Annotated in this window: 13 protein-coding genes; 6 read left to right on the forward strand and 7 right to left on the reverse strand. The window is 68.3% G+C overall.

The window, feature by feature from the left end; genetic code table 11:
• Window positions 1–58 precede the first annotated feature (58 nt).
• The 6 genes from iolD (at window position 59) to iolG (ending at window position 6,713) form a co-directional block, all read left to right on the forward strand.
• On the forward strand, window positions 59–1,924 hold the full coding sequence (gene iolD / locus I0K15_RS20585; protein WP_196103345.1) for a 3D-(3,5/4)-trihydroxycyclohexane-1,2-dione acylhydrolase (decyclizing): 1,866 nt from the start codon (window positions 59–61) through the stop codon (window positions 1,922–1,924).
• Window positions 1,924–2,763, forward strand: a complete 840-nt coding sequence (locus I0K15_RS20590) for a phytanoyl-CoA dioxygenase family protein (protein ID WP_196103346.1) — start codon at window positions 1,924–1,926, stop codon at window positions 2,761–2,763. The genes iolD and I0K15_RS20590 overlap by 1 nt, the downstream gene beginning before the upstream one ends.
• A complete protein-coding gene (gene iolC, locus I0K15_RS20595) occupies window positions 2,760–3,740 on the forward strand; it encodes a 5-dehydro-2-deoxygluconokinase (RefSeq protein ID WP_196103347.1) in 981 nt (326 codons plus the stop codon). Before I0K15_RS20590 ends, iolC begins: the two co-directional genes overlap by 4 nt.
• Before the next feature lie 3 nt (window positions 3,741–3,743).
• On the forward strand, window positions 3,744–4,586 hold the full coding sequence (locus I0K15_RS20600) for a 5-deoxy-glucuronate isomerase (RefSeq protein ID WP_196103348.1): 843 nt from the start codon (window positions 3,744–3,746) through the stop codon (window positions 4,584–4,586).
• A 295-nt stretch (window positions 4,587–4,881) separates the two neighbouring features.
• Window positions 4,882–5,724 (forward strand): class II fructose-bisphosphate aldolase, encoded by an 843-nt coding sequence (locus I0K15_RS20605; protein WP_196103349.1) that lies wholly within the window; start codon window positions 4,882–4,884, stop codon window positions 5,722–5,724.
• Complete coding sequence (iolG, locus tag I0K15_RS20610) at window positions 5,721–6,713, forward strand: inositol 2-dehydrogenase (protein ID WP_196103350.1); 993 nt, start codon at window positions 5,721–5,723, stop codon at window positions 6,711–6,713. Before I0K15_RS20605 ends, iolG begins: the two co-directional genes overlap by 4 nt.
• Here iolG and I0K15_RS20615 read toward each other — a convergent pair.
• From I0K15_RS20615 to I0K15_RS20645, 7 genes are all read right to left on the reverse strand, one after another.
• Window positions 6,710–7,300, reverse strand: coding sequence for a hypothetical protein (locus tag I0K15_RS20615; protein ID WP_196103351.1), 591 nt, complete (start codon window positions 7,298–7,300; stop codon window positions 6,710–6,712). The two genes, iolG and I0K15_RS20615, sit on opposite strands and share 4 nt — an antisense overlap.
• Before the next feature lie 400 nt (window positions 7,301–7,700).
• Window positions 7,701–7,973 carry a Cdc6/Cdc18 family protein gene (locus I0K15_RS20620; RefSeq protein WP_196103352.1) on the reverse strand — a complete coding sequence of 91 codons (273 nt, stop codon included), beginning with the start codon at window positions 7,971–7,973 and terminating at the stop codon, window positions 7,701–7,703.
• Window positions 7,974–8,148: 175 nt separating this feature from the next.
• Entirely contained in the window at window positions 8,149–9,456 is a 1,308-nt protein-coding gene (locus I0K15_RS20625) for an HlyD family type I secretion periplasmic adaptor subunit (RefSeq protein WP_230374205.1), read from the reverse strand.
• The gene (locus tag I0K15_RS20630; protein ID WP_196103353.1) at window positions 9,446–11,578 is read right to left on the reverse strand and encodes a type I secretion system permease/ATPase; all 2,133 of its coding nucleotides are present in this window, start codon (window positions 11,576–11,578) and stop codon (window positions 9,446–9,448) included. The genes I0K15_RS20625 and I0K15_RS20630 overlap by 11 nt, the downstream gene beginning before the upstream one ends.
• Window positions 11,575–12,987 (reverse strand): TolC family protein, encoded by a 1,413-nt coding sequence (locus I0K15_RS20635; RefSeq protein WP_196103354.1) that lies wholly within the window; start codon window positions 12,985–12,987, stop codon window positions 11,575–11,577. The genes I0K15_RS20630 and I0K15_RS20635 overlap by 4 nt, the downstream gene beginning before the upstream one ends.
• On the reverse strand, window positions 12,980–13,735 hold the full coding sequence (locus tag I0K15_RS20640; RefSeq protein ID WP_230374206.1) for a SapC family protein: 756 nt from the start codon (window positions 13,733–13,735) through the stop codon (window positions 12,980–12,982). Before I0K15_RS20640 ends, I0K15_RS20635 begins: the two co-directional genes overlap by 8 nt.
• A gap of 79 nt (window positions 13,736–13,814) precedes the next feature.
• Complete coding sequence (locus I0K15_RS20645) at window positions 13,815–17,987, reverse strand: right-handed parallel beta-helix repeat-containing protein (RefSeq protein ID WP_196103356.1); 4,173 nt, start codon at window positions 17,985–17,987, stop codon at window positions 13,815–13,817.
• Window positions 17,988–18,017 lie beyond the last annotated feature (30 nt).

Here is an 18,017-nt window from a genome sequence, read left to right on the forward strand (position 1 = left end):
CGCGGTCAAGCTCCAACGGACCGCGGCCGACAAAACACCTCCGGGGAGGAGACCGCCGATGAGCGATGCGACCGTGCGCCTGACGACCGCGCAGGCGATCATCCGCTATCTCGACGCGCAGTTCATCGAGATCGAGGGCGTGCGTCAGCGGGTCTGCGGCGGCGGCTTCGGCATCTTCGGCCACGGCAACGTTACATGCCTTGGCGAAGCGCTCTACGATCATCGCGAGACGCTGCCGCTCTACCGCGGCCAGAACGAGCAGGGCATGGGCTTCGCCGCGGCGGCCTATGCGAAGTACCATCTGCGTCGCCGCTTCATGTTCTGCACCGCTTCCGCCGGGCCGGGCACGGCGAACCTGCTGACGGCCTCCGCCCTCGCACATGCGAACCGCCTGCCGATGCTGATGCTGTGCGGCGACACGTTCCTCACCCGCCTGCCCGACCCGGTGCTCCAGCAACTCGAGCACTTCGGCAACCCCGCGATGGGGCTCAATGACGGTTTTCAGGCGGTGACGCGCTACTGGGACCGGATCACTCATCCCGCGCAGGTCATCCAGTCCCTGCCCGCAGCCCTCGCCACGATGCTCGACCCGGCGGAGTGCGGGCCCGCCTTCCTCGCCCTGCCGCAGGACGTGCAGGGCTGGGCCTACGACTATCCGGTTGAGTTCTTCGCGGAACGCACCCACCGCATCCGCCGCGTCACCCCCGACGCGGACGAGATCGCGGAGGCCGCGGCCCTCCTCAAGACCGCCCAGCGCCCGATCATCATCGCGGGCGGCGGCGTGCAGTATTCGGGCGCGGTGGCCGAGCTCACCGCCTTTGCCGAGGCGCACCAGATCCCGGTGGTGGAGACCATCGCGGGCCGCGCCAACCTCCGCTTCGACCACCCGCTCAACATCGGCCCGGTGGGCGTCACCGGGTCCGACAGCGCCAACGCAGTGGCCGAGGCGGCGGACGTGGTGCTGTCGGTCGGCTCGCGGCTGCAGGACTTCACCACCGGCTCCTGGACCGCGTTTGCCAGAGACGCCCGCTTCATCTCGCTCAACGCCGCGCGGCACGATGCGGGCAAGCACATGTCCCTGCCCGTCGTCGGCGATGCGAAGCGGGGGTTGGAGCACTTGGCCGCGGCCATGGGCGACTACCGCGCGCCCGAGAGCTGGACGACCTTCGCGCAGGACGAACGCATGAAGTGGAACGCCTACGTGGCCGAGAACGTGCGCCCCGGCAACCGCCCCAACTCCTACGCCCAGGCGATCGGCGTGGTGAACGCGCTCTGCGATCCGCGCGACCGCGTGGTGACCGCGGCAGGCGGCCTGCCGGCGGAGGTCACGGCCAACTGGCGCACCCTCGATATCGGCACCGTGGACGTGGAGTTCGGCTTTTCCTGCATGGGCTACGAGATCGCGGGCGGCTGGGGTGCGCGCATCGCGCAGAGCGAGGGAGAGCCCGAGGCCGACACCATCGTCTTCGTCGGCGACGGCTCGTATCTCCTGATGAACTCCGACATCTATTCCTCGGTCCTCACACGGAAAAAGCTGATCGTGCTGGTGCTCGACAATGGCGGCTTCGCGGTCATCAACAAGCTGCAGAACAACACCGGGAACGAGAGCTTCAACAACCTGCTGAGCGACGCGCCGACCATTCCCGAGGCGCTGCCGGTCGACTTCGTGGCCCACGCCGCCTCCATGGGCGCGCATGCCACCTACGCGGAGAATGCCGATGAGCTTGCCGAGGCGTTCAAGGCGGCCAAGGCCGCCGACCGCACATCGGTCATCGTGATGAACGTGGATGCCTACGAGGGCTGGACCACGCAGGGCCACGCCTGGTGGGAGGTCGGAACGCCCCACGTCTCCGACCACGAGAGCGTCCGCGAGAAACATGCCGAGATCGAGGCCACCCGCACCCGCCAGCGCAGGGGCGTGTGATGCTGAGCCTGACCCCTGACACCGCCGCGCCCGAGATCGTCGTTGAGGAGCTGATGACCGGGGGCGGTGCCGTGCGCCTCACCGGTCTCTTCACCGCCGACGAGGTTGCGGAGGCGCGCGCCATCATCATGCGCCATTCCGAGGCGGATGCCGCTAAGGTCACCCACTTCCAGGGCGCGGCGGAGGCCGACGGAACCCTCGCGCTCCAGCGCCGCGTCTGGAACCTGCTCGCGAAGGGCGAGGTCTTCTCCCGCATGGCCGCGCACTCGGTGCTGATGGCGATCCTGCGCCGCTTCCTCGGGTCGGAGTTCATCATGGGCTCCATCGCCGCCAACCGCATCCTGCCGGGCGGGCCGGGGCAGGAGCCGCATATCGACTACCCCTACTGGGATTTCCACACACCCCAGACCCATCCGATGGGCCTGAACGCGAGCTTCCCGATGAACGCCCAGGTCTCCGTCATCCTCGACCCATTCACGGAGGAGAGCGGCGCGACCGCCTATGTCCCCGGCTCGCAGAAGGAGCTGCGCTACCCCACCGAGGACGACCGCTTCTTCGAGCGCTGCGCGCGGATGACCGGCGATCCGGGCGACGCGGTGATCTTCTTTGGTGCCGCGTGGCACTGCGCGATGCCGAACCGGTCGGATCACGACCGCAACGCGGTGCTGATCCAGTACCTGCCGAAATGGGTGAAGCCGATGGAGGACATGCCGGCTGCCCTGCCCGCCGATTTCGTCGCCGCCGCATCCGACGACATGTGCCAGCTCCTCGGCCTCAACTACCCCTACCCGGAGGTGCTGGACGTCGCCGAGGGCGGGAACACCGAGGGCCGCGCATGACGGCGCTGATCGACGGCATCGCGCGGAATCGCTTCGTCGTCTTCGGCCGGGCGGGGATGGACCTGTATGCCGACCCGCCGGGCGTCCGCAGCGAGGAGGCTTACACCTTCCACGCCGATCTCGGCGGCTCGGCGGCCAATATCGCGGCGGGCCTTTGCAAGCTCGGCGCTGAGGCGGCGCTCGTCACCTCCGTCTCCGACGACGCGGTGGGGCGGTTCTGCCTCAACCGTCTGCGGCACTACGGCGTTGACACGGCCCATGTGCGCGCCGTGGGGGGCGAGGCGCGGACCTCGCTCGCCGTCTATGAGAGCCGGATCGAGGACTTCCAGAACGTGATCTACCGCAACGGCGCCGCCGACTTCGAGGTGACGGAAGCCGACGTGGAGGCGGTGGACCTCGCCCCCTACGGCGCACTCATCACCACCGGAACCGTCTTAGCCGCCGAGCCGTCGCGCAGTGCGCATTTTCACGCGTTGGAGGCAGCACGCACCGCCGGCCTGCCAGTGATCTTCGACATCGACTACCGCCCCTATTCCTGGCCCTCCCCGCAAGTCGCGGCCGAGGTCCTATCGCGCGCCGGGGCCGCCAGCGACATGATCGTCGGCAATGATGAGGAGTTCGGCTTCATGGCCGGCAGCGTCGAGCGTGGTCTCGACACGGCCCGCGCCCTCGCCGCCGAGGGGCGCACGGTCATCTACAAGATGGGGGAAGGCGGCGCGATCACCTTCGCGAACGGAGAGGAGATCCGCACCGGCATCTACCCCGTGACCGCTCTCAAACCCAACGGCGCGGGCGACAGCTTCATGGCGGGGCTCCTCTCCGGCCTCGCCGCGGGGCAACCGCTGCGCGACGCGATCCTGCACGGGTCGGCGTGCGCGGCCATCGTGGTGTCCAAACCCGGCTGCGCCCCCGCCATGCCCACGCCCGATCAGCTCGACGCCTTCCTCGCCGAGCATCCCGGCCCGACGGAGGTCTGAGCCATGCACATCCCCCCCTTCGACAACGCCAACACCCCGATCGTCGAGGCTGGCAACGCGCTGGTGCCGCTCAACTATTTCAACATCGTCAAACTGAAGAAGGGGGAGAGCTTCGCCTATGCCGTGCCGGGCTACGAGACCTGCATCGCGCCTGCCACCGGCCTGATCGACGTGCAGGTCGGCGGCTTCGAGGCGCAGGGCCTCGGCGGGCGCGGCGTCGACGTGTGGGACGGGGAGCCCGAGGGCGTCTACGTCCCCACCGGCGCCGAGGCCCGCTTCACCTGCCGCTCCGACACCGCCGAGATCTTCGTCGCGGGCGCGAAATACGACGAGGTGCTGGAGCCCTTCGCCGTGCGCGCGGACGAGATCGACCTCGTGCAGTACGGCTCCGACGACACCAAGACCCACCGCAAGATCAAGCACATCCTGGGTCAGAAGCAGCACGGCCGCGTCGGCCGCCTGCTGGTCTCGGAGCTCTACACGGTGGGCGCGGGCGGCTGGTCCGGCTTTCCCAGCCACAAGCACGACACCGACCGCCTGCCCGACGAGACGCGCCACGACGAGACCTACAACTTCCGCTTCCGCCCCGCCCACGGCTCCGGCCTGCAGATGCTGCAGCGCGAGGACGGGGCGCCGGGCGACGCCTACCACATCGTCGACGGCTCCACGATCTGTATCGACAAGGGTTACCACCCCTGCGCGGTGCTGCCGGGCTACGAGATGTACTATTTCACCATCCTCGGCGGGCTGAGCCAGCGCAGCCTCGTGCAGTACTTTCAGCCCAGCCATGCGGACCAGGTCGAGACCATTCCGGGCATCAAGGACATGGTGGCGAAGTTCCGATGACGGAACCCGCCCAGTTGCCCCCCGGTCCGGGCCACGCGCCCGGACGGCGGCCGCACCACCCCCCCGGTGCGGCCGCTCCGGGCTCTTTGCGCCGTCCAACACCGCCCACCAGTTCTGTTACGGAGCGAGCCAAGCGCACGCCCCATGAACACGTTCGGGCCTCTGGCCCGGACGACGGCCGCACCGCCCCCCCGGGGCGGCCGTTCCCGGCCTCCCCGCGGTGCGGCCGTCGTCCTATTGTTGGAGCGCCGGAACAAGGGTCACCCACCTGTGCCGTTCTGTACTGCGCCCCGCCATGCCTCTCGTAACCCTCGCCGGCGTCCTCCAACCCGCCCTGCGGGAGCACTATGCCGTCGGCGGTCTCGTCTGCCTCGGCTGGGAGGACGCGCGCGCCTATGTCCGCGCCGCCGAAGCCGAGGGCCTGCCCGTGATCCTCCAGGCCGGCCCGTCCTGCCGGAAACACACCCCGCTGCCAATCCTCGGCGCCATGTTCCGCCAGCTTGCCGAGGCCGCCTCCGTTCCCGTTGTCGTCCATCTCGACCACGGCTACACCTTCGAGGAATGCCGCGAAGCACTCGACAGCGGCTTCACCTCGCTGATGTATGACGGCTCGCGCCACCCCCTTGCACAGAACATCGAGGAGACGGCGCGCGTCGCCGAGCTCGCCCACGCCGCAGGGATCTCCTGCGAAGGGGAGATCGGCTTCGTCGGCTATGCCGAGGGTGAGGAGAGCCGCGGCACCGATCCCGGCGACGCCGCCCGCTTCGCGCGGGAGACGCAGGTCGACGCCATGGCGATCTCCGTCGGCAACGTGCACCTGCAGCAGAACCGCGAGGGCGGCCTCGACGAGGATCGGATCCGCGCCATCGAGGCGGTAACGGATGTGCCCCTCGTCATCCACGGCGGCTCCGGCGTACCCTGGGCGCAGCGGGCGCACCTTGCCCGCACCTCGGCGATCTGCAAGTTCAACGTCGGGACCGAGCTGCGCATGGAATTCGGCCGCGCGTTGCGCGCCGCCCTCACCGAGGATCCCGACCGCTTCGACCGGGTCCAGATCCTCTCGGCCGTCGAAGCCCCCATCGAGGCCGCGGCCCGCGCGGCGCTGCGCACCCTCGCGCCCAACGGAGGCCCCGCATGATTTCCATCGGATTGCTCGGCTGCGGCCGTATCGGCCAGGTCCACGCCCGCTCGCTGATGCGGCTGCCCGGTGCACGCCTCACGGCACTGGCGGACGCGGTTCCGGCGGCGGCCGAGGTGCTCGCCGCCCCGACCGGCGCCGAGATCCGCGACGCAGACGCCATCCTCGCCGCGTCCGACATCGACGCGGTGATCATCGCCACGCCCACCAACCTGCATTTCGACCAGATCCACGCCGCGGCCGCCGCGGGCAAGGCGATCTTCTGCGAGAAGCCCATCGACCTCAGCGCCGAGCGCGCCGCCACCTGCCGCGCCGCGGTCGAGGCGGCAGGCGTTCCCTTCATGACCGCCTTCAACCGCCGCTTCGACCCGCACTTCGCGCATATGGAGGCCGAACTGCGCGCGGGCGCCATCGGCGCTGTCGAGCTCGTCGTCATCACCTCCCGCGACCCCGCCCCGCCGCCGGTCCCGTATATCGAGAGCTCCGGCGGGCTGTTTCGCGACATGACGATCCACGACTTCGACATGGCGCGCTTCCTGCTGGGGGCCGAGCCGGTGGAGGTCTTCGCCACCGGCTCGTGCCTCGTCGACCCGGCGATCGGGGCGGCGGGCGACATCGACACCGCCGCCGTGACCCTGCGCACCGCCACCGGTGCGCTCTGCCAGATCAACAACTCCCGCCGCGCCACCTACGGCTACGACCAGCGGATCGAGGTGCATGGGGCCGAGGGCATGCTGCAGGCCGCCAACGTGTCCGCTCACCTCGTGACGCGCGCCGACGGCGCGGGGTTCCGAGGGGCGCGCACCATGGACTTCTTTCTGGAGCGCTACGAAGCCGCCTACCTTGCCGAGCTCACCCATTTCGTGGAAGCGCTGGAGGCGGGCCGCCCGGTCACGCCCGGCATCGCGGATGGCGTGGCGGCGCAACGCCTCGCCGACGCCGCAGCGCGCTCGCTGGAGGAAGGCGCGCCGGCGCGCCTCGACCGCTAGATCACCCGGCGCAGCAGCGCCATCGTCCGGAAGACCAGCCAGATCAGCGCAAGTGCCGCGAAGAGGCCGATGATCTTCCCGGCCATGGCGCTCAGCATGGTCGCGGCCTGCGCCCCGTCCCGGCTCATCAGATCGCCCACCATGGCGCTCAGCATCGTGCAGAGCACCGCCGACAGGACCCCGCCCGCGAGCAGGAAACGCCAGTGCAGCTTCAGCCGGTCGAAGGGGATCGCATGGTCCGTGCCCAGCCGGAACAGCGAGAACACTGTCGGCGCACTGATCAGAAGTACCACGTACAACAACGCGACCTCGATCTTCAGCAGAAGTTGTTGATCGAGCACGAACGACACGAGCACGATGACCGGTGCAAGCATCAACACCGATCGCCACCCGAACAGCCAGGCCGCGAGAACCAGAAAACCGTACTGAGTATGGAGGACAAAGGCGCTGGGACTGATCAGATCCTGGAATTTGCAGAGGATATGCAGACGCGTTTCGTCACATAACGTCGCGAATATTGAGAGGCCAATCATCAGAACGAGTCCAAAGAGCAAAACGACAAGACGTCCTTGCTGTGAGAATTTCATACATCACTCCCGACTCCCCCTTCCGCATTACCCAACCCATTAATGCGCTGATTTTACTAAAAATTTTTGGCTTCGGAATTTCCGAGTCAAAACAAGCGCATAGACCGCTCTCCCGTAGCGTTATGCCCAGATAATAGCACCTTCGGAAAACATCTATGCCCCTGCGTCTCATCCTTTATTGTCGCTCCGTCTCACGTGGGACAATGACGCGAAAGCAATTTAACAGTACACACCTTCAGGTTGAAAATAAAAGTTTTCGAATATCTTGAATTCGATCAATGACGAGGTGCGCCACGTCCGGCTAACGGACGGCGGCCACTCGATAGAAGCCCATCGGTGGCTGAGTGGAGCGAGGCCGGCGCAGCCCAAGGGCGATCGGGCCGCCGGGACGCCGCAACAACTACAGATTGAACTCTGCGCCCGGCCGAATGCGGTAGGAACCGGCCTTCGACCCCTCCGGCATTTCGATCAATTCTCGCTCGAGAAGCTGTCGAAGGGCGCGATAAAATGTCGGCTGCGTCATCGGTTTGAGAAGATCGTGCCGCCGAATCGCGTCGCTGCGCACGAAGCGATTCTCCTCCCCGCACAACTCCTGCATGACGTAGAGGACATCGCGTTCGTGTCGGGTGAGGTTGTTGAGTCCAAGATCACGCTCCATGCTTTCAATCAGCATGCGCAGTTGAAACAGTGGCCCGAGTTTGTTCGTCAACGCGATATCTCGAGGGTGAAGTTGCCTGTTCGTGTCTGACCACGAAACAGCGTGGGATGATCCTGACGCGCTCTTGTAGTTTTCCCGCCGTCGCGATGCAAACCGTTTGATTGCGAATGCAAGGGCGCGCATCCCGGGGCTAGTCCCGAAACGCGCTATCCTTCACGCGCACAACGGGACGGATGATGTAGTCGAGCACGGTCTTGCGCCCGGACAGGAACTCAACCTGCGCGACCATTCCGGGTATGATGTCGAGCGGCCGCTCCTCGGCATCGACGAGCTCCGAGCGGGCGGCGACATCGACGACGAAGACGTTCTCGTCACGCTCGGGATGGGGCACCGCGCTCGCCCCGATCCGACGCACCTCGCCCCGCAGCGCCCCGTAACGGGAGAAGTCGTAGGCCGTCACCTTCACGTTCACCGACTGCCCGGGATAGAGGAAGGCGATGTCGGCGGGCCGTACGAAGGCCTCGATCAGCAGCGTGTCGTCGAGCGGGACCACGTCCACCAGCTCTTGGCCCGCCCGCACCACGCCGCCGGCCGCCGCGACATGGACGCGGTTGACCACGCCGCGGGTCTGCGCGCGGATCTCCAGCCGGTCGAGCCGCTCCTCCAGCGCGGGCAGGAGCGGCCGCACCCCGGCAAGCTCCGCCGTGGCCGCCGCCAGCTCGGCCAGCGCGTCCGCCTCGAACCGGCTGTCGAGCGCGTCGAGCCGTGTCTCTAGCTCCGCCAGGCGCAGCCGCTCGCGCGAGAGCTGCGAGGCCGCCTGCGAGGCCCGCCCGTCGAGCTCGCCCAGCTCCATGCGAAGCTGCAGGAGCGAGGTCTCGGGCTCCAGGTTGCGGTTCACCAGCGGCTCGACCATCGCGATCTGCTGGACGAGCAGGCCATGCGTGTCACGGGCGGAGACCAGCAGCACCTCCGCCTCCTCGATCGCGGCGCCCTGCTGTTCGATCTGGTTGCGCAGGACCAGCCGCTCGGTCTCCAGCTCCTGCCGCCGCGCGCGGAAGAGCGACGCTTCGGAGGCCACCATCCGCGGCGCCTGCCGGGTCAGCGCGTCGGCAAAGAGCGGCTCGATCCCGTCGATCTCCGCCCGCAGCCGCGTGACGCGGGCCTCCAGCGCGAAGGCGCGCTGCCGCTCGGTATCCAGCCGGCCCAGCGCGAGGCTGCGGTCCATCTCCGCGATCAGGTCGCCCGCCTCCACGAGCTCGCCCTCGCGCACCCGCACGCCGTGCAGCGCGCCGTCATCGGGGGCCTGCACCACGTAGACGCGGCTGCTCGGCACGATACGCCCGTCCGAACGGGTCACGTCGTCGATCTCCGTGACCGAGGCCCAGAAGACGGCGAGCACGAGGAAGGCGAGGATCGCGAACAGAAGGAGGGAGCCGCGGATCCCCTGCCCCCGGCGCCGCTCGCGCATCAGGCGCTGGAAGGTGTCGTCACCGGTCACTGGACACCACCTTCGGCCGCGGCCGATCGTTCGCCGCCGTCCCGTGCAGCAGCGCCTTCGGCCCGTCGAGCGCCACGCGTCCGCCGTCGAGCACGATGACCCGGTCCACGGCATCGAGCAGCGCAGTACGGTGAGTGACGAGGAGCAGCGTGCGATCCCGCTCCAGCCCCGCGAGCCGCTTCACGAACGCCCGTTCCGACTGAACGTCCATCGCGCTAGTGGGCTCGTCGAGCAGCAGGAGCGGCTTGCGCCCGATCAGGGCCCGGGCCAGCGCAATCGCCTGCCGCTGCCCGCCCGACAGCGCCCCGCCGCGTTCGGAGACCTCAAGGTCGTAGCCCATGGGATGCCGGGCGAGGAAGTCGTGGATCCCGGCCGCCTTCGCCGCCTCCACGATCTCCTCGTCGCCCGGCCGCTCTGCCCCCACGGCAATGTTCTCCCGCACCGTGCCGCTGAAGAGCCAGACATCCTGCAGGACCGTGCCGATGTTGTTGCGCAGGTCGACCGGATGGATGTGGGAGATGTCGGTGCCGTCCACCAGCACATGCCCCTGCCCCGGCGGGTAGAGACCGGCGATCAGGCGGCCCACCGTGCTCTTGCCCGAGCCGATGCGGCCTAGGATCGCGACACGTTCCCCCGGTGCGATCTCGAAGCTGACATCGCTCAGGCACGGCTCCTTCTGCCCCGGATAGGTGAAGGAGACGTTGCGGAACGTGATGGACGGCGACAGGCGCGGACGGCTCAGCCAGCTCCGCCCCGCATCGCCCTCCACCGGCATCTGCATCAGAGCATTGATCGCCCGGTAGGAGGCACGCGCCTGGCTCGCCCGCGTCATGGTCTGCGCCAGTTGGGCGAGCGGTGCCAGGGTGCGCCCCGTCAGGATCACGCAGGCGATGAGCGCGCCCATGCTGACCGCACCGGCCTGGATCAGGAACACGCCGTAGAAAACGATCATCACCTGCGCGGCCTGCTGGGTGAAGGCGGTGGCGTTCAGCGCGAACTGCGACACGGCGCGGGAGCGCAGCGCATGGTCGGACTGGCGCGCCAGCGCCCCCTCCCACCGCCGCCGCATCACGCGGGTGGCGCCCACGGTCTTGATGGTCTCAAGGCCCGAGAGGGTCTCGACCAGCACGCTCTGCTTGTTCTGCCCCTCCGAATGGCTGCGATCGGCGACCCGCGCGAGGATCGGCTGCACCGCGATGCCGACCAGCAGAACCAGTGGCACGGCGATGGCGGGCACGATGGCAAGCGGCCCGCCGATCAGGCTGATGACGAGGATGAAGAGCGCGATGAACGGCAGGTCCACCACGCCCACCAGCGTGGCCGAGGTGATGAAGTCGCGCAGCGTCTCGAACTCCCGCATCGTGCTGGCGAGCGCCCCGGTGGAGCCCCTCGGCGTCTTCATCTGCACACCAAGGATGCGCTCGAAGATCCTCCGCCCCATCACGAGGTCCGCGCGCTGCCCCGCCCGGTCGATGAAGCTTGCGCGCAGCGACTTGATGAGGAAATCGAAGAGGAGCGCGACCCCGATGCCCACGGTCAGCGCCACCAGCGACTCCGTCGCCTCGTTCGGCAGCACCCGGTCGTAGACCACCATGATGAAGATCGAGGTGGCGAGCCCCAGGACGCTGGAGATCGCGGCGGCCAGCACGACCTGCGTGTAGGCCCAGCGGCTCTCGGCCAGGGTCGACCAGAACCAGTGCCCCTTCGCGGGCGCCTGCGGACTGCCGTCCGTATCGGCGCGCGGATGCAGGAACAGCGCGCGCCCGTCATGGCTCGCCGCCAGCGCCGCGCGCTTCACATGCACCGCGTCGCGGTCGGACAGCGCGGGATCGAAGACGGTGAACCGGTTGCCGCGGCGCGCCAGCACCAGCACCGCGGCGCCATGCTCGCCCAGCAGGATCGCGGGCAGCATGTCGTCGGTCAGCCGCGCGACCTTCAACTGCGCGAGGGCGGTGACGAAGCCCAGATCCTCCGCCGCGCGCGCGATGTCGTCGAGATCGGCGGCCGCCTTCAGCCCCATCTCGTGCGACCGCAGATGGGCGAGCGAGGCCGCGAGGCCCTGCTCGCGCGCCGCGAAGATCAGGCAGGCCTCCAGCGGCGACAGGTTGGCGCGGTCGCTCATACCGCATCCTCCGGCGGCGGACCCAGCACGTCGGTCACGGGATCGAGGCGCCCTTCCAGCCCGATGACGTCGAGCAGATCGCCGGTCAGGTCCAGCACCTCGAAGGCGGCGGCCTGTCCGTCGGCGCGCAGCGTCGCCTCCCGCGTCGCGGCCTGCGTCAGGTCGCGCTGCGCGTCGAGAATGTCGGTGAAGCTACGCTGGCCGATGGCAAAGAGCTCCTGCGCCGCGGCCAGCCCGGCCTCGTTCGCCGCCGTCGCACTGACCGCGGCGGCAAGGCGGGTCGGAAAGGCATCGCGGTTCGCCAGCGCGATGTCGAGCGCGCGCGTGACCTCCCGCCGCGTCTCGCCCAGCGTGCTGCGCGCGGCCGCGACCTCGCTCGCCGCCTCGGCCTCCAGCGCGCCGATGCGCCCGGCGGTGAAGATGTTCTGGTCCACCGACAGGCCGAGGAAGACGTCCTCGTCCCCGTCGCTCGACAGCACATCGCCTCGCCGCCCCGTCAGCTCGACGAAGACGGCCGGGAACCGCTGGGCGCGGACGACCTCCAGCTCCGCCTGCGCCGCGGTGATCCGCAGCCGCGCCAGCGCCAGCTGCCGGCCGGAGCCGACCCGCGCCCGGGCCGTGGCAGTCTCCAGGAGGGGCGGTTCGGGCGGCAGCGCGATCTCCGCCGGGGGCGGCCCGATGATGGAAGCATAGGACGCCTCCGCCGTGGCGCGCCCGGTCTCGGCCTGCGCCAGCCGCACCCGCGCATCGGCGAGGCGGCTGCGCGCGACCATGACATCGCTGGTTGTCGCGACCCCCTGCTCCATCCGTTCCGAGGTCTGCGCCACGAACAACTGATGCGCGGCCGCGTCCCGCCGCGCGAGCTCCAGCAGTTCCGATTGCAGCCACAGATCGAGCGTCGCCCGCACCGCCCGCAGCGCGAGGGCGGAGAGCAGGAGCTCCGTCTGCGCATCGACCTGCAACTCCTCCACCTCGTTGAGGCTGATCCGGTTGCGGGTCGCCGCCCCGTCGAAGACGAGCTGGCGCGCGGTGACGAAAAGCTGCGTGTCCTCGCCCGAGCTGTCGCCGAGCACCGACGTCCCCGCCGTCACCCCGCCCGTGAGCTGCGGCCGGAAGCCGGAGCGCAGCGCCCGGCCCCGCGCCTCGACACCCGCCGAGCGGGCGCGCTGGCCATCCACCGCCGGAAAATCGAGCGTAGCCTGCCGGATGGTTCGGGCAAAATCGCTGTCCGAATAGTCCGACGCCGCGATCGCCGCGGGCATGGGTCGGCCTTCGCGCACCGGTGCCTCGACGACCCGCACGCCCTCCCGCGGCAGCAGGGACCGCTCGCCCCCGCCACCGCAGGCCGAAAGCAGCGTGAGCACGCCGACCGCCACCGGCAACGCCATCTGACGAAGCCGCTCAGTCACGCCACTGCGCCTCCTGCAGCGCCTCGAGAAACCCGTCGAGCGCGGTGGTCGACGGATCCGGGGGCCGCTGTTGCGCCACGTGCAGCGCCTGAAGCCGCCCGATCTGGATCAGGGAGATCGCATGCGCATGGACCAGCGCCTGCAGCGTCGTGTCCGCCGGCAAGTGCGGCAGGTATCGCCGCGGGCTGACGGCAAGCAGCTTCTGGTTCAGGATGAAGATCTGCGACCGGTCGGACCGGGTCAGCTTCTCGTACTTGAAGGGGATCAGGAGCCCGCTGTCGACGATCATGTCGACCACCCGGCGCGTCCGCTGCATGTCGGCCTTCCGCTCCAGCAGGAACCGGCGGACCTTGCGCGTCTCCTCCGACATCTCGCCGGTCACGTCGTAGTAAGGGACGGACACGTCGCGCGCATCGGGCGGCGCGATCGCCGATTGCTCATCGACGAGCAGGTCGTCCTCCTTCGGATCCTCCGTCATCGCGAAGGGATAGGAGCGCAATGCTGCCGGCACGTAGGGCCCCCGCCACCGTCCGCGCTCATCGACGAAGACGTTGCGCCCGCCGTCGAGCGAGAACAGCATGTAGGGTGTCACCCGCCCCGCGATCCGCTTGAAGACGAAGGGCGCGTAGCTCGCCACCAGACTGATCTCGCTCAGCCCGATCGGACTGCCGAGCAGCCGTCGCGCGAAGCGATACGTCGTAAAGCGCGGCCACCGGCGCCCCGCGAAGGACGCGTTTACCGGGATCAATCGTTGCGATGTCATGTACCTGCCAGAGGGCGCGCCCGGACCTTGCCCTGTCCGGACGCGCCCCTCCCTCACCGTTTCCTCAGGTGTTCGCCTGCACGGCCGAGAAGTCGTAGATGTTCTCGTCGCTCAGCGTCGTCCCATCCACGTTCTCCAGCACGGCAATGCCCTGCACCCGATCTTCGTCCGCCGCGCTGTCGTCGAGATCGACGGTCAGGATCAGCGTGCGATCCTCGCTGTCGTCGGTGATAGCGGCGATGATCGTCCCGTCATCGCCCACGGCGCTTGCATCGAGCGAGTCCACCAGATCGAGGACGGCCTGGATCTCCTGCGTCGTGGCCGAGCCGTCGCGCAAATCCTCGTAGGTCGATGTCAGCGCCACCTTGGTGGAGAACACGACGAACCCGGTCTCCGCCCCCAGCACGCCGCCCTCGGCCAGCGTCTGCAGTTCGAGCCCCGGCAGCTCCTCACCGAGGTCGTCGGTGCGGAACAGCAGCCGGTCGGCCTCCTCCCCCGCGCCGGCGGTGAAGCCGGTCACCTGGTTGAGACCCTCGCTTTCCGCAAAGCCCGCGCTGTTGGCGGTGAAGAGCAGCAGGTCGTTGCCGCCCGCGCTGATATCGATGTCGTTGGCGATGGAGGTGTCGACGATCAGGTCGTTGCCGTCCGTGCCATTGATATCCTCCACCGGATCGCTGCCGTCGATGTTGCGCGCGGTCTGGATCGCGGTCACCTCGTCCAGCTCCTCGGGCAGGAAGACCGGCGTATCGCGGGCGAAGTACGATTTCACGTTGCCCGCCTCGAAGTCGTAGGTGTTGTTCGACAGCGTGATGTCGCCGTTGTCGTAGCGCGCGTCGATGCTCAGCCCGCTATTGTCCACGAAGGTCGAGTTGGTGATCGAGACCTTGTCCGAGCCTTCCGCCCCGCCGACCGATGCGGCGTTGTTGGTGAAGGTCGTGTTGTCGATCGTGACCTCGGCCTGGTGGACGTAGAACCCGGTCTGCAGGTCCGTGAACGCGCTGTCGGTGATGTTGACCGTCGGCGTCGAGTGGATCTCGCTCAGGACGCCGCGGACATAGACCGTATCCTCCGGCATCAGATCGGTGACGGAGACGTCGTGCAGCTTCACGACGACCGCGTCGCCCCGCACGTAGAAACCGTAGTCCTCGCCGGAGCCCAGATCCGAGTTCCGCTCGATATCGATGCCGGAGATGTCGACGAGAAGCGGGTTCTCCTCCGTCGCCGATCCACCATCGATCCGGAAGCGCCCGCCGAAGGTGACGTCGCCCACCCCGGTGATGCTGACGGACTCGGTGATGTTGAGCTGGACCGCGTCGTAGCTTCCGCTCCCGACGAAAATCTGTCCGCCCTCACCGGCGGCCGCCAGCGCCGCCTCGAGCGAGGTGAACGGGTTGATACCTTCGGTGCCATCGTCGCCATCGACGGCCACGTTGCCGTTGATGACGTAGATCTCGCCCGCGCCGATCTCGAAGCCCTCGCGGTCGAAACCGTTCGCCTCGTCCCAGACCAGTGCCGCCAGCTCGCCGGCCTCATTGTCGGTGTTGCCGTTGAAAACCGGACGGTCGCCGAAACCCTTGGCCGCGTCGCTCCGATTGTCCTCCGCCAGCTCACTCGCACCCACCCGGCTCTCGATCACCGCATCGTTGAGGTTGCCGAGCAGGTTGTCATGGAGCGACTGCTGCCGACCCTCGAAGTCCGGGGAGCCGCTGACGCGCGTCTGCACCACGTCGAAGATGGGCGCACCACCCTCCTCCAGGTAATCGACATAGGCGTTGCCGAGCTCCACGAAGGCCGCGTTCACCTCCGGCGTGCCACCGGGCAGGTTGGCGTAGTAGTCGTTGTCGAGGGCGTTCCAGATCAGCTTGAAGGTGTCCGCGGCACTGCCCGCGTCCACCACCTCCAGCAGTCCGGCCGGCGACGGATCCCCATCGACGGTGATGCCGGAGATGTCGATCGCGGGCTGCAGGCTCTCGTTGTCCGCCGAGAGCGGATCGAAGTCGACATCGATGGTCAGCGTCGCGTCGGCCGCGAGGTCGATGACATACCCGTCGGCCTCCTCCGCGCTCAGCGTCAGCTCCAGCCCCTCGACACCCGTCGCGTCGAACGCGACATCAGCGGAAATGCCGGACAGATCGACACTGCCCGGATCGCCCTCGATCAGGACAGTGCCCGCGCCGCCGATCTGCAAGCCGTCGGCCTGCTCCGCGGTCAGCGCCAGCTCGACGCCGGGCGCCACGTCGTAGGGAATGTCCGCGAAGTTGACGTCAACGAAGCCCGAGAGATCGGTGTCTTCCTCGATGAAACCGCCATCCGCGGCGAGGTTGTCCCAGTAGATGCTGTAGGCATCGCGAGCCGCGTCCTCGTCACCCGGCACGGCGTTGTATCCCTGCAGGATGACGTTGTCGAAGGACGCGAGATCGAAATTGCCGTTCTCCGTGCCGACGGTCTGGGTCAGGTCGCCCACCACATAGGTCACCGACCCGTCGTCGTTGATCGAGATCTCCAGCGTCTGGAAGCTTCCGTATTCGAAGCCGTCGGGCAGCCCGATGTCGATCCAGTCCGCCTCGTCACCCGATCCGATGCCGGTATAGACCCGGAAGGTCGCCGTGCCGTCCAGGGTGACGAACTCGATGATGGGATAGCCGCCGATTTCGCCGTCATCCCCCAGCGCGGTGGTCCAGAACCCGGCCTGGCGGAAGCCGCTGGTCGCGCCGTCGCCCGGCTCCCATGTCGGATCGATGTAGAGGTCGATGGACGCACTCGTCGAGCCGTCCGGCAGGTCGAAGGCCCGGCCCTGGGTCTGCCGGAACGGGTCCTGATCCGCGACTGGATCGGTGGTCAGGCGCAGCACGGCCTCGCCCGAGAACTGCGCATCGATGCTCCCGAAATCCTCGACGACCTCGAAGGCGGCAGGCTCGAAACGGTCGGTGTACCAGGCGCCGTGCTCCGCCTCGTCGGCGAGCGTGATGCCGTCGCTGAAGTCCTCCGACAACGCCTCGCCGAAGCTCACGCGGCCATCTACGACATCGACCGCATTGTCAGCCTTGTCCTCGATGTCCCCGGTGGACACCTCGCTGGTCACTTCGCCGTCTTCGATGTCTTCGGCGATGTCGCTCTGCACGATCTGCTGAACATCGGCGACGCCGTCGATGTCGTCATTGTCGGCCCGCGTGTCGATCACGTTGTTCGCGTTGGCCACCGTGGAGCCGACCGCGCTGGTATCGCTCTTCGCCGTGGCACCGCTCGCGGTCAGCGCGTTGTTCAGGACGGTCGTGATCGTGGTGCCGTTGTTGAGCGTGTCGCCGCCCGTGGCACTGCCCACCGCGTTCGCCAGCGCATCCACGACGTCCCTCTCGGTGGCGCCGTTGGCCACGCCGGCCGACACGATGTTGGCGACCTTCACACCGGCCGCGAACAGGTCGGAGTTGCTGTCGGCGATCGGGTCCGAGTTCAGGATGTCCGTGTCGTCTTCGAGCCCGAGCGCCGTGCGCACCTGCGTCAGCGCCTCGTCGACCGTGCGTCCGCCATTGACGAGCCGCGCGACCAGCGTCGTGACCGGCGACAGGACCGTGGAGCCTGCCGGGGCGGTCAGCGTTCCCTCGAAGGCGAGACCGGTGAGCACGTCCGTCCCGCCCTGGGACACGATGGTCGTTCCGGGATCCACGTCGAGGCTGAACCGCCCCTGCGCATCCGTCGTCGTCGACGCCTCGCCGACGTCGAACACGCCGTTGTCGTTCGTGTCCCCGAACACCGTCGCGCCCGAGATGTAGCCGTCGATCACGACGCCGGACAGTGGGGAGGAGCTGTCTCCACCTCCTCCACCACTGCCGCCGCCTCCAGCTGCAGCGGCAACGCCCGCTGCGAGTGCGCCGATTGCCCCCGCGATCGGCGCCACGGATGCAGTTGCGGCCTCGGCAGGGACCATTGCATCCGCCTGGATCAGATATTCACCGTCAGCATTCACGCTGTAGTCGCCCGCCGCGACCTGGAACACGCCGCCATCGCTCGTGGTCACCAGCAGGCTGCCGTCCTCCTGCACCGCGATCTCGACGATATCCTCGACCGAGGGCGCGCTATCGGCCTGCGCCTGGGCGGCGGCCGCCGGCAGGATCAGGAGGCTCACCAGCCCGCCCGAGAGCACGTTGCGCCGCTGCGTCCGTGCCCAGTCCTTCAGGAACTTCAACCGCGCCGCGCGACCGGTCGGAACCTCGATCCGGCGCTGAGGCAGGCCTGCCATTGCCGGATCCGCTTCAATATCTTTTTGAGA

Source organism: Pontivivens ytuae, from assembly GCF_015679265.1.
GTDB lineage: Bacteria > Pseudomonadota > Alphaproteobacteria > Rhodobacterales > Rhodobacteraceae > Pontivivens > Pontivivens ytuae.